This is a genomic window from Paenibacillus glufosinatiresistens, assembly GCF_031470375.1.
In the GTDB taxonomy this organism is placed as follows: Bacteria; Bacillota; Bacilli; order Paenibacillales; family Paenibacillaceae; genus Paenibacillus_AQ; species Paenibacillus_AQ glufosinatiresistens.
The window spans coordinates 528,408-540,958 of the sequence record NZ_JAVFHT010000001.1 but is presented as its reverse complement, the minus strand read 5'-3'; the positions used below and the strand labels follow the sequence as shown (position 1 = coordinate 540,958).

Genomic DNA, 12,551 nt, shown 5'->3' with positions numbered 1-12,551 from the left:
TGATTCCGGTCGCTTTATACTTGATCTCCCCGGGTTCCCGCCTTTTCCTTCGCCGGGGACGGCAGGAACGGGCTCGGTTGCCCGTCGCAGTACACATGCAGAACGTGCATGGCCCGGGTGCAAGCCGTATAGAACAGCTTCCTTTCGCTCTCCCGCGAATAGGCTTCCGCCGATCCGTCCCAGATCAAGACGGCGTCGAACTCCACTCCTTTGGCCAGATAAGCGGGCAGAATGAGGGTTCCCTTCTGAAAATTCGGCGTCTCCTTCGTCACCAGGCGCACCGGAAGCCGGTCTTTCAGCGCCTCATGCACTTCCGCGCTTTCTTTCGCCGTTTTGCAGATTACCGCCACATAGGCATAGCCCCGTTCATGCAGGTCCCGGATGTCGGCTTCTACGGCGCTTAGCAGTTCCCCGCGTCCGTGAAGCTCTATCACCTGCGGCTCGTCGCCTCTGCGGTTGAACGGAATAATCCGTTCGCCTCCGGAAATCATGCGGCGCGTAAACTCCACAATCTCGTAAGTGGAACGGTAGCTTTTTGTAAGTGAAATCACTTCGGTATTCTCCGGGCCATAGATGCCGACCAATCCGCCGAGATCGCCGAGGGTCTCGCCCTGCGCATAGATAGCCTGATTGAGATCCCCGAGCACGGTCATCTTCGCCCTGGGAAAGATCCGACGGATGAATTCCAGCTGGAACGGCGAATAATCCTGGACTTCGTCTATAAAGACATGGCGGATCTGCGTGTTGGTCCGGAAGCCCTCGCTCAGTTCCTTCAAATACAGAAAGGGCGTGGCATCTTCGTAAGCGAGTTCTCCTTGTTCCAGCGCATACAGCGTCCGGCGGCAGACGGCCTCCCACCGCTCCGGCAGTGCCTCGCCGTTCAGGCGTTCCATCATTTCCCGATCCCGGAACAGGGAGGCGTACAGGTCCTTGACATCCACGAACCGGCTGCGCTTGACCCAGCCCCGCAGCGGCTTGAGCCGCTGGCTGACAATATAACGGGAGAGAATATCCTTCTCCTCGTCAAAATCGCTGAAGGACTGGTCCTTGCCGTGCTGCTTGCGGCGAAGAGTCTGATAGGCGCGGTGGTACTCGCTCGAATCGAGCAGTTCAATCGCATTCTCCACCCATTCCGCCCCGCGTTCTTCATGGCCGAATTCCGCAATCCGCTTGAGCAGCCATCCGATCATCAGATCAATCCGGTTCGCCAGCCGGATCGAAGGATCAAAGCTGTAGAACCGCCGGACCATTTCTTCCCGGCTTACCACCGTCTTGCCCTGGAAGACAAGCGGTTTGAAGCGCATTCCCTCGCTCTCCAGCTGCGAAGCATAGGCCCGGATGGCCCGCAAAAATGGCACGGACGATTTATAGGCAATCTCCTGCCTGCGCGTGTCCGCCGCTTCTCCGTCCGGTTCATTCAGCAAGCTCTCCGTCTGGCTGAAGATATCCTCCAGCTGGAATTCGCGTCCCAGCCGATGCTCCAGATACATCTGGAAGGTCGTCTGCTGCATATTGTCTTCCCCAAGCTCGGGCAGAACCGTCGATACATAGCTGTTGAAGAGCGGGTTCGGCGAGAAGAGCAGCACCTGGTCGGCCTGCAGGCTGTCCCGGTATTTATAGAGCAGGTAGGCGACCCGCTGGAGAGCCGCCGAGGTTTTGCCGCTGCCGGCGGCACCTTGAACCACCAGCATCCGGCTGCTGTCATTGCGGATGATGGCATTCTGCTCCTTTTGAATCGTAGCGACGATTGATTTCATCCGGTCATCGGCCGTATGGCTCAACACTTGCTGGAGCAACTCGTCGCCGATGGTCATCCCGGTATCGAACATAACGTGAATGACCCCGTCGCCAATCACGTACTGCCGCTTCAGACGCATGACGCCTTCAACGGTTCCGACCGGCGTTGTATAGACCGCAGGTCCGGGCGCGCTGTCGTAATAGAGACTGGAGATCGGAGCCCGCCAGTCATAGATCAGGAACGTGCCGTCATCCTCCATCAGCGATCCGATACCGAGATAAATCGGTTCGGCTTCTTCCCCCTCCCGCTCCGCAAAATCCACCCGCCCGAAATAAGGCGAAACGACAAGCTTGCGGTATTTCTTCAGGGCCTTGCTGGATTGAAGATGATGGCGTTCTCTTTCCGAGAGCACTTGAGCCTGCTGCCGGAGGCTGGTCGAGGTCTCGCCCAGATCATCCGGGCTGCTGAAATTGACCGTAACCTCTTCCCAGAAATCCTTGCGCAGCTCGACGACGTCGGTCCGGTGCAATCCCAGTTCTTCGGACAGGTGACGGATATGTCCCGCCAAAATCCCCGTAACGCGCCGAACGCGTTCCTGTTCGTTCTTCCATTCCTTCTCACTGATGGACATGGTTACATCCCCTTTGAGGTTGACACACCTTAACCAGCGTGCAAAAATCTACTATTTAATCCATTATTATTTACCAATTATATGCCTGCCCATCCGGACTAGGCAAGGGACAGGAGCTGTTGGAAGGCCGCCGTCTCAGTCCCGCTCTTCCGCGCGGTTGATCTGATCCGCCACCTTATCAAGCCTCTCCAGCTGATAGCCATAATCGTAGATGGCGCCCGCCACAATGGACAGGCGCAGCTGTTCCGGTCCCGTATAGTTGAGGATCGCCCGCTCCAGAAAAGCGTCGTTGGCCGCTTCCAGCGGCTCCGTCTCCGAGACGCCGGGCTTGATTTTGTTCTCGAACTTCAGCAAGATATGCTCGTGATACCGGATCAGTTGTTCCAGATGGCTGTCGAAGAGCATGTCGGTGGTTTCGCCCCGTTCGGACTGGAAATAATGTCGGTCGATGGCATCCAGCACCTCGTAGCCTCTCTGCAGCGAATTCAGCAGGTTCTTGTACACGACCATTTGCTTGGTCTGGCTGAGCTTCGGACGCTTCAGCTTCTTCTGCTCCTCCTCGAACAAGGCATATTTATCGGTGAGCGAACGGATCGATTTCTCCAGCCCGTTCTTCTGATCGCGGAACACGCTCTCCTTCATTTCGTGGGATATGGAAGTCCGCAGCAGCAGCGACAGACTGTTGAATACATTCTGAAGCTGGTTGATGTACTGCTTGCGCGGCTTGGGCGGAAACACGGCAACGTTAATGACAAACGCCGACACAATCCCGGTCATCAGCATCAGGAACCGGTTCAGCGCGAACTGCCATTGACCGGACGCTTCCATGACCGAGATGACGGTTACGAGCGTCAGGCCGATGGTATCGGAACGGTTCATCTTCATGCTCAGCATAATGACAAGAATGCAGACCAGCCCGACAATGAGCGGTTCGTTCGACAGCAGCACGCCGGCGCCGAGCGCGATGATGGCGCCGACGGTACTGGACTGAACCTGCTCCAGAAAATGCCGCCAGGACCGGTAAATGGACGGCTGCATCGCGAAGATCGCCGCAATTCCGGCGCTGACCGGCGAAGGGAACTTTAATAAAGTAGACAGATATAAAGCTAAGGTGACCGCAAGACCGGTCTTGAGAACGCGTGCGCCGAAAGTCATATTCACTCCCCTCCCGTGTGCGCGCCAGGCTGCCGACTCTCCGGCCTGCCGCTACTTGACATTATTACCCCAAAGAGGCTGCGGGTTTAACGCGTCCCGGCAAATCGCCGGCCGCCCGGTCCCCTCTTTAATTTCCAGCCCGGCTGCGGCCGTGGTATAATGGAATCATATCCTGATGAATTCCTTTCAAGACGGAATCTTATACCCTTACAAAGATGGAGTGCTGCCGAGTGGAAAGTGGAAAGCTGCAGGAACGTATGTTAAGCCAGTTCGTGAGCACCAAAGTGCCCGTTACCGTCTTCACTACCAATGGCGTCAAAATTCAGGGCCGCATGATTTCTTACGATGCCTATACGATCACACTGCAAGGCCAGGCCGACGGCAAACAGAGCGTGCTCTTTAAATCGGCGGTGTCCACCATCGTTCCGCTGAGACCCGTATCGCTTCGCTGATCGGGCCCCTCAACAAAAAACACCGGACTTTGTTGTCCGGTGTTTTTTGTGTCCGGGACTAGAGCTGAATCGGCACGACGCAGACCGGTCTGGATACCGCTGCGGTATGGCCGGTGAACACCGGAATGCCGCTGGGTTTCTCTATCCGGAAGACGGCCAGAAGATTGGCGTCCCGATTCGCAGCAATCAAGAAGCCTCCGTCCGGAGTCAGGGCAAAGTGCCGGGGGTGCCCGCCATGGGTCGGCACATGACCGACCGCCGCAAGCTCTGTCAGCGTCTCTCCGCCGATTTCAAATACTGCGATACTGTCATGTCCCCGGTTCGAGCCGTACAGATAACGGCCATCGGGCGATACGGCAATCTCCGCGCATATGTTGTCCCCGGTATAGAGAGCGGGAAGCGTGCTTACCGTTCTCGCTTCCTCCAGCTGTCCCTCCCGGGCGTGATAACGGAATGAAGTAATGGTCGAATCCACTTCATTAATTACATAAGCCGCTTGTCCGCCGGGATGAAATGCCAAATGACGCGGTCCCGCTCCGGGATGAACGGCCGCTTCGGACCGAAGCATCAGCTTCCCCGCCGCCTCGTCGATCTCGTAAGTCCGGATCAGGTCGAGGCCAAGATCGGAGACCAGCATAAAGCGTCCGTCCGGACTGAAGATGGCGGAATGCGGATGCGGACGGTCCTGGCGTTCCGGGTGGGTTCCCCGTCCCGTATGTACAGCAGTATCCAGCAGCTGTCCGGCCACTCCGTTCTCATCGAGTGCCATAAGGCCGATCCGGGCTCCGTGATAGCTGGTTACCGCCAGATGAGGGCCTCTCGGGTCCCGGGAGATATGGCAGGTCGTGGTCTGTTCCCGGCCATGGGCAGGCATCGTTCCGGCGCGTCCAAGCTCGGTCAGTTCCCCTCCGTCCGCACTGTAGGCATACGTCGCTACCAGTCCTTCTTTGCCGCCCTCGCCGTTCGCCCGGTCCCCGATGGCGTAGAGCAGCCGGCGCTCGGGGTCCGCTGCGAGAAAGGTAGGGTTGGAGATGCCCCCGGCCGAAGCTGAAGGCTCCAGCGTGCCGCCGGCCGCGGCGTTGAAACGGAAGATGCGAACCCCCTCTTCCTCCTCCGACGCATACGAACCGATGAACAGCAGCAGTTGAGATGTATCGTTCAAGACATATGCCTCCTTGTATGAAGTTTGCTTGTTTTACTTTACCGTTTTTCGTGGGCTGTGACAAATCCCTTTGGAACTTTATCCATAATATTTTAAAAATAAGTCTTTTCAAGGTCAAAACGCTGTGATACAATGAAAGCGCTAACAAGACAGTGAGTTTTTACTATTTTTAAAAGGGGGAACACGAATGAGCAGCATTCTGCTGGAGGCCAGAAATGTATATGAGGACTTCGAGGTGGAAACGGACATTCTGTTCTTTAAGGTCGGAGACCATGACCAGGTTATCTTTCACGGCAGAAACTACAATATCAGAAAAAGAATGACTGCCGAGCAATTGAGCCGCCTTCTGTCTAATCCGTCGTACTTCTATGTCCAGTCCGGCTGCTACATCAACCTCAACAAAATTTCAACCATTGAGGACGATTGCGTGTACTTCGGCGAGAAGGGCTGGTATGCCAAACGGGTACGGATTCCCAGACGCAAGAAGGAGCAGATTCTTCATCTGCTGAATGGACGCCTTGCTTGAACAGCTTCGCCTGGTTGCGGGATTGAAGCCGGAAGCGGACGGGATTCCCGTTCCTTCCGGCTTTTGCCGTTTTGCTTAAGGATGTCTTAAACGCCCCGGTCTGTATTTTTATACTTTCTTAAGGTTTGAAGCCTCATTTTCTGGTAAAGTTGTATAAAGGACAGGCAACACCTATTTCTGAAGGGAGTCATTATTATAATGGACAAGAAGGATTTCAACGAGAACGATCATCAGGAGAACGGAGTTACACCGGAAGACGAACAGAATGCCGGGACAAGCACTGCCGCTTCCCCCGATGTCTTCGAGGGAGCGGGTTCCAGCCACGAAGCGAACCCTGTACCGGTGATGAACAAGGTGGACGGCGGTAATTCTGCGCCTCCCAAGGGTCCGAGACCTTCCCGTCAAGGCATGGGCTGGATGATTGTATCGGCAATTCTGGCCGTTGCCCTGGTGATCGTGCTGATCTACCCCCCTTTCCAGAAAGCTGACAATGACACAACCGTAGCCAGCGTGAATGGAGAGAAGATTACCGAGAAAGACCTGTATAATGAACTGAAGAAGACGGCCGGCGAAGACAATTTGAAGTCTATCGTCCAGTCCATGATTTCCGAGAGACTGATCGATCAGGAAGCCGAGAAGGCCAAGGTAACCGTGACCGACGCGGACATTGAGGAAGAACTTAAGAAGATCACGGACCGTCTCGGCGGCGAAGAAGCGCTGAACAATGCGCTGAGTCAGAGCGGAATGACGCTGGCCAACCTGAAGGAGCAGATTCCTTCCCAGGTGAAGCTCCGCAAGATTCTGACTCCGCAGATCAAAGTCACCGACGAAGACATCCAGAACTATTTCAACGAGAACAAAGAGTCGCTCGGCAACAAGGAAGAGGTCCGGGCCTCCCATATCCTCGTGCAGACCAAGGAAGAAGCGGATGCCATCTACAAGCAGCTTAAGGATGGTGCCGATTTCGCCGAATTGGCCAAAACCAAATCCGGCGACACCGGTTCCGCCTCCAAAGGCGGCGACCTCGGTTTCTTCGCCAACGACGGCTCGATGGTAGCCGAATTCGCCAATGCCGCCTTCAAAATGAAGGTAGGCGAAATCAGCGAGCCGGTGAAGTCAGACTACGGCTATCACATTATCAAGGTCACTGACCACAAGGACGCCCATGAAGCGACTCTGGCTGAGAAGAAAGAAGAAATCCGCGAGACGCTGATCTCCGACAAGGTTCAGGAGAAGTCCTCTACCTGGCTTCAGGATCTCATGAGCAAGTCCAAGATCAAGAATACGCTGACCGACAAGGCGGAAGCTTCCGCCGCTCCGGCCGCGTCGGCTTCCCCGGCCGCGTCCGCTGCTCCGAGCGCAAGCGCAGCAGCCGCCAAGTAAGCGCAGCAGCCGGACAACGTTCCGGTACAAAAAGAGGAAGAGCCCAGGGCTCTTCCTCTTTTTGATTTCTGCCGAGCGAACAGGAGGCTAATCCTCCTTCCGGCGAACCGGTTGGTCGTGATTCTCTCCCCATTCTTTGGCTTGGGACGTTGCGATGGCAATCGCGCGCCCCTCTTCATATCCTTCTTCCAGCAGCGCATTGGCAATCTCGACCGCCTTATTGCGCACCGGTGCGGTAAAATTCTTCAAGGAATCCGGGTAATTCTCCTTGTTCCATGGCATGAAGCTTCCTCCTCTCACAGGGTTGCTAAGGCAATTCCGGCGTTATACTCTAATTAGCCAGTCCCTGTGCGGGGTGAACCACAATCCGTGAACGTAATTACTTCACGATCCGTACGCGTTCTTCAACCGGCTGGAACTGCTTCTCGCCCGGAGCGGCTCCTACACCGCCGAACGGCATCTGGGCAATCAGTCTCCAGCTCTGGGGAAGGCTCCAGGTCGATTTGACTTCTTCGTCAATCAGCGGATTATAGTGCTGAAGCGAAGCGCCAAGTCCCTCGGCGGACAGCGCCGTCCAGACCACGAGCTGCAGCATACCGGAGGACTGGTTGGCCCATACCGGGAAATTGTCGGCATACAGGGCGAACTGCTCTTGAAGTCCCTGAATAACGGCTTCATCTTCGAAGAAGAGCACCGTGCCGTATCCGGACTTGAACGAGTTCATCTTCTGCGCTGTGCCTTCGAACTGTTCGGCAGGCACGATATTGCGAAGAGTCTCCGTGGTCAGATCCCACAGTCTGTCGTGCTCCCCGCCCAGCAGAACAATAACTCTTCCGCTCTGCGAGTTAAAGGACGAGGGAGAATGCAGAACAGCCTGTTCCACGACTTCCCGGATCCGGTCATCGGATACCGGGGATTCCTTGGTGATCGCATAGACGGAACGTCTTGCCTGAACAGCTTTCAGATAATCGGCGGATTTCAATTCCTGGCTCAGCGTGTACTCGTTCATGGTTAATTACCTCCTTAATATTTAGCAACTTACTTTTTTATATCTTAAAACATTTCTTCCTGCAACGCAACCTGTTTCTGGAATAGCCGTTTTTCTTTTTTATTGTCGCTTGCTTACCCGGATTTATACATGGCGTAATCGGCTGTCCGATCTTCCGCATGCAAATCAGGCTCCCGGCCTCTTCAGCCGGGAGCCTGATTCGAGTTCCGCTTCCACCGCGGTCACTGCTGTAAGCTATTATTCGGGCCGCGTTCTACTTACGAGATACCACAATCCAGCCTTCTTCATCCGTCTTAATCTCGGCGTGCAGACCGGCAGCCAGCGTCCGCAGCGGAGCATATCCGGTTCCGTATTCATCGAAGAATACCGGAACAGGCAGCGATACCGTCCGGCCGTCGATCACGGCTGTCTTGGCGCCGGGCTTGAAGACCAGCGTCGACCCGTATACATCGTCGGTTACCGTAATGGTCTTGCTCCCCGCGTCCCACTGAACGGTTGCATCCAGATCGTCCGCCAGATAGCGGATCGGAATCATGAGGGTTCCCTTCACATTGACGGTCTCGTAATAATCGTCATAGACGGGGTCCACATAGAGCGTGCGCGCCGTCAGTCCCATCTCACCCTTCAGGAGACGGTATAAATCCGACTGGCTGTCCAGATTGCGCAGCAGAGTGCCCGGCGTCGGCTCCTCCGCTCCCAGCTCCAATCCGCCATCGGTTGCAATCGCATCCGCCTGAATCGCCGAGTCGGACCCGTTCAAATTCCACACCTGGCTCTCGGCCGAGATTTCAAGGGATCGCAGCGGCAATTCCGAATTGCCCGGCAGGGCGATATGCAGAAGGTACGCTTCCTTGCGCACATGCAGGCCGGAGTCCACATACAGATCTGCGGACAGCTTCGTATCCTTCGACAGCACCGTATTGAGCTCCGGCGTGTTCTTGAACAACTCTTCCTTCCCCTTGTCGTACATGAGAATCAATGAGTCCAGGCCCAGCTTCAGCGCATCCTGCAGAACCGCTACCACTTCTTCTTTGTTATCGAGCGGAATCCCGCTCAGACCGATACTGTCCAGCTCCTTCGATACAGCTTCCTGCTTGAGCAGCGGAAGCAGGTAGTCGTACAAGCCACCGACCACTTGATTCAAGCCTTCCGGGTCTTTAGAAACCGATTTCAGGAACCCTTTCAGCAGGGCGGGCAGTTCGTCGCCTGTTACCTCTCCATGAATTTTGGCCAAGGAGAGCGAGCGGCCGTACACATTCTCCGTCACCGGCGTAACCGAGAATACGGACGGGTTCGGAAGATTGCGGACAACGAGCGAAGTCAGCGCCCGGCCGATTTCTTCCGTCTTCTTCGCATCGGGCTTCCATCCCCCGAGTTGCTCCTGCGCATCCGCCAGCGCTATGTAATACGGATGCCGCGCACCCTCCGGAAGAATCGCCATGACCTCGTTATTCAAATACATGCGGAACGGAACACGGTAATTCTTCAGCCCCAGGCTGCCTGTTGCCGACACTTCGCCGTTCTCCTGCCGTTTCACCGTATCCAGCCGCACCGAGAGCGAATTGATCAGCTCTACCGCTCGCCGGCTGTCTTCATCGATCCCCACTGCCGGATCAGCCTTGACGGTGAGCGTCAGACTGCTCTCGGAAGAGCGCACATCCAGGTTGCCCAGCAGAGCTTTGGTCACATCCAGACCGGCGGCGCTCTGGCAGCCCGCCAGTATCATGACCAGCGCCAGCAGGGCGGACAGCCCTTTCCATTGTCTCCTCAGCTTCTTCAATAATCCTCTCCCTTTCCTGTAACGATTTTAAAGATAATCCATTATCTCAAGTGAGGAAGGTTTTGTAAATCACCAGAATAGCAGCTCGTGCGGCCATTCCAGCTCAGGGAGGGGCCTGCCGGACGCTGCTTTCGCTCCTGCCAGCAGCAGCAGATGGACCGGATAGAAAGACCACCACACCCCGCGCGGAACGCGCCATCCTTCCAGCCTGCTCCAAGCGCTCGGTGCCAGAACCATCGCCAAGGTTGGCACCAGACTGAGCATCTGTCCATGCCAGCCCAGCAAGAAGTAGACCAGATTGAGTCCCAGATGAGCTGCGATCAGCCGATAGCCGCGGAAATAACGGTAGACCAGAACCAGAAGCAGCCCGTAGGCATTGTAATCCATGGGGAGAAGATCCATCAGCCAGCAAGCGGCTGCGATTATTCCAAGCCGAAGCCACGGGCTCGGCGGCAGCGTATCCAGCAGAGCGAGCACCAGGCCGGAAGCAAGCAGGGTGAACACCACGTTCAGTCCGCCGGGCACCAGCGCGAGCTGATAGGGGATCTGGGCCAGCAGGGCGATCAGCAGCAGCCGGAGCCAATAGCGCGGCCTTGACGAGGTGTGCAGATGACCTTGAACCAGCGCATAGCAGTAGATGGGAAAAGCCAGCCGGCCCACTTCCCTCCAGCCCGGTTCGCCCGGATAAAAGATGAGGCCGATATGGTCGATCAGCATGGTAAGCATCGCGATAATCTGCAAGGAAAGGCCTCCCGAACCAAAGATAGACCGATTATATCAAAGATCGGTCCTCAGCCAAAAGCCCGGTCCGCTGCGCGGCCGGGCTGTCGTACAGGCAAATCGCTTATCGGCGTTTGCCCGCGCCTACTTGGCGTTTTTGACATAGAATCGGGCAGTCTCTTCCCAGTACTCTCCCGGCTCCAGACCGAACAGACCGATCTCTTCGGCAGGCAGCTGGGACTTGGGGGCATTGACCAGATTAATCTGCGGTTCCGGGCAGAAGAAGCCTTCCGTAGCCTGGTTGTTCCAGATCATCCACTGCTTGTAAGACGTTCCCACGTCATAGACCAGTGTGATGCCTTCCTTCAGATCGGTCAGCTCCATCCGGTTGCGTCCGTTCTGGGGAACGGCGGTGTAATGGTTGTCCATCGGGGCAAAGAACGGATTGACGCCTTCTCCCTTAAGCTTCTCTTCCTCGCTGGTCAGCGGCTGATAGGAACCGGTAGGCAGCATGCGCTCATCCAGCTCCCAGCGCTGTCCGATCGTCGCCTTAACCCGGTAATCCTTCGCCGTGCTCTTGGGGGCGAACGGCGCATTGACCGCCGTATGGAAGGCCAGCAGGCACGGCATCGCCTCGTCGCCGTTGTTGCGCACCAGAAGATGTTGGGACAGCCCGTCCCGGCTCAGCGAATACCGCAGGCGTACCGTGTAGCGGTGCGGCAGGTAGGCGTAGGATTCATGGTTCTCGTCGATGGTGACCGAAACGATGACATAGCTCTCGCTGGCCGTTGTCCCGAATTCCTCAACGGTCCAAGGCGTAATATGCAGGAATCCGTGAAGGTGGTTGCCCGTCTCTTCCTCATTCACCGGGAAGCTGTACGCGCCGCCGTTCCAAGGGAAGCTGCCATCCTCATAGCGGTTCGGAGGGAACAGCACCGGGATGCCGTAGATGCCGGGCTTGTCCCGGAAATCCTCCATGTTATCGCCGCCGGGCTCGCGCAGAAAACGGTAATCCTTGGATACATCCCGGAAGGCAATCAGATTGCCGCCGATGCGCGGAATCATGGCTGCCACATAGTCGCCGGCCTCGAGCCAGATGGCTTTTTCGTCTCCATACATGCCTTCGTATGCTCTTAATTCCATAGTCTCTACCCTCTCAATTCTATAGTTGAAAATGCTTTCACCGTCTACTAGATTAACATAAACCCGGCCGGATTGCACCGCGCTCTGCCGGGCTGCAAGCAATCCCTTACAATTGTTCGACTTCCACGCTGATCACATATTCAATATTCTTGACCTCGTAATAGATCTGGGCGATAAAATGATGATCCGGCGCGGAGACCACCATGTCCAGCATCTGTCGTCCATCCTCCAGATCCTTGATCTTCATCCGCCGGATGACCCGGGCCTTGGACCGCGGAACCTTCTCCCGGTTCTCGATTCTGCGGATAATGTCGCTCAGCGCTTCGTTCGCTTCCATGACAATCTTCAAAGATACATCATGCTTGTTCAGCTTCTGCGGTCCGACCGCCCGGATCAGGTTCGGAATGGCGTTGACGGCGAACATCAGCAGAATGACGGCCACGGCCGCTTCCACATAGAATCCGGCGCCTACCGCGATGCCGATGCCGGAAGCCGTCCAGATCAGCGCAGCCGAGGTCAGGCCCGAGATGGCGTCTCCTCCGCGCCGCAGAATAACCCCCGCGCCGAGAAAGCCGATGCCGCTGACGATCTGGGCGGCCAGACGCATCGGGTCCATATTCGGGTGCTCCGGTCCCGCGAACTTGTCGAATGCATGAATAGAGACCAGGGTAACCAGGCAGCTTGCAATGCTGATGACCATGCTGGTCCGGATGCCGAGCGGTTTTTGCTTGAGCTGACGGTCAATGCCGATAAAGAGCCCGAACAGCATGGCAACCAGCAGTTTGATTGTTGAGTCAATGTGCACTTCCATGATACAGCCTCCAGTATCACCTTCGTTGGAATAGAATCGGA

General features: G+C 56.1%; 12 protein-coding genes. 3 read left to right on the top strand and 9 right to left on the bottom strand.

The window, feature by feature from the left end:
• Nucleotides 1–14: 14 nt before the first annotated feature.
• Together helD and RBI05_RS02450 are read right to left on the bottom strand one after the other, a co-directional pair.
• Nucleotides 15–2,369 (bottom strand): RNA polymerase recycling motor HelD, encoded by a 2,355-nt coding sequence (gene helD, locus RBI05_RS02455; RefSeq protein ID WP_310549999.1) that lies wholly within the window; start codon nucleotides 2,367–2,369, stop codon nucleotides 15–17.
• Nucleotides 2,370–2,504: 135 nt separating this feature from the next.
• Nucleotides 2,505–3,524 carry an FUSC family protein gene (locus RBI05_RS02450; protein WP_310549998.1) on the bottom strand — a complete coding sequence of 340 codons (1,020 nt, stop codon included), beginning with the start codon at nucleotides 3,522–3,524 and terminating at the stop codon, nucleotides 2,505–2,507.
• 230 nt (nucleotides 3,525–3,754) lie between these two features.
• Here RBI05_RS02450 and RBI05_RS02445 point away from each other — a divergent pair, with 230 nt between their 5' ends.
• On the top strand, nucleotides 3,755–3,976 hold the full coding sequence (locus tag RBI05_RS02445) for an RNA chaperone Hfq (RefSeq protein WP_150458438.1): 222 nt from the start codon (nucleotides 3,755–3,757) through the stop codon (nucleotides 3,974–3,976).
• 58 nt (nucleotides 3,977–4,034) lie between these two features.
• Here RBI05_RS02445 and RBI05_RS02440 read toward each other — a convergent pair whose 3' ends face one another.
• A complete protein-coding gene (locus RBI05_RS02440; protein WP_310549997.1) occupies nucleotides 4,035–5,138 on the bottom strand; it encodes a lactonase family protein in 1,104 nt (367 codons plus the stop codon).
• A 187-nt stretch (nucleotides 5,139–5,325) separates the two neighbouring features.
• Between RBI05_RS02440 and RBI05_RS02435 the strand changes: the two genes are divergently transcribed.
• Nucleotides 5,326–5,664, top strand: coding sequence for a hypothetical protein (locus RBI05_RS02435; protein WP_150458436.1), 339 nt, complete (start codon nucleotides 5,326–5,328; stop codon nucleotides 5,662–5,664).
• 198 nt (nucleotides 5,665–5,862) lie between these two features.
• Nucleotides 5,863–7,047 carry a peptidylprolyl isomerase gene (locus RBI05_RS02430; RefSeq protein WP_310549996.1) on the top strand — a complete coding sequence of 395 codons (1,185 nt, stop codon included), beginning with the start codon at nucleotides 5,863–5,865 and terminating at the stop codon, nucleotides 7,045–7,047.
• Between the two features lie 87 nt (nucleotides 7,048–7,134).
• Here RBI05_RS02430 and RBI05_RS02425 read toward each other — a convergent pair whose 3' ends face one another.
• The 6 genes from RBI05_RS02425 to RBI05_RS02400 form a co-directional block, all read right to left on the bottom strand.
• Nucleotides 7,135–7,329 (bottom strand): DUF2188 domain-containing protein, encoded by a 195-nt coding sequence (locus RBI05_RS02425; RefSeq protein ID WP_150458434.1) that lies wholly within the window; start codon nucleotides 7,327–7,329, stop codon nucleotides 7,135–7,137.
• A gap of 97 nt (nucleotides 7,330–7,426) precedes the next feature.
• Nucleotides 7,427–8,056 (bottom strand): nitroreductase family protein, encoded by a 630-nt coding sequence (locus tag RBI05_RS02420; RefSeq protein ID WP_310549995.1) that lies wholly within the window; start codon nucleotides 8,054–8,056, stop codon nucleotides 7,427–7,429.
• A gap of 253 nt (nucleotides 8,057–8,309) precedes the next feature.
• A complete protein-coding gene (locus RBI05_RS02415; RefSeq protein ID WP_150458432.1) occupies nucleotides 8,310–9,836 on the bottom strand; it encodes a copper amine oxidase N-terminal domain-containing protein in 1,527 nt (508 codons plus the stop codon).
• A 69-nt stretch (nucleotides 9,837–9,905) separates the two neighbouring features.
• The gene (locus RBI05_RS02410) at nucleotides 9,906–10,577 is read right to left on the bottom strand and encodes a TraX family protein (protein WP_310549994.1); all 672 of its coding nucleotides are present in this window, start codon (nucleotides 10,575–10,577) and stop codon (nucleotides 9,906–9,908) included.
• Nucleotides 10,578–10,700: 123 nt separating this feature from the next.
• Nucleotides 10,701–11,699 (bottom strand): aldose 1-epimerase, encoded by a 999-nt coding sequence (locus tag RBI05_RS02405; RefSeq protein ID WP_310549993.1) that lies wholly within the window; start codon nucleotides 11,697–11,699, stop codon nucleotides 10,701–10,703.
• A 106-nt stretch (nucleotides 11,700–11,805) separates the two neighbouring features.
• Nucleotides 11,806–12,510 carry an MgtC/SapB family protein gene (locus RBI05_RS02400; RefSeq protein ID WP_150458429.1) on the bottom strand — a complete coding sequence of 235 codons (705 nt, stop codon included), beginning with the start codon at nucleotides 12,508–12,510 and terminating at the stop codon, nucleotides 11,806–11,808.
• Between the last annotated feature and the right edge of the window lie 41 nt (nucleotides 12,511–12,551).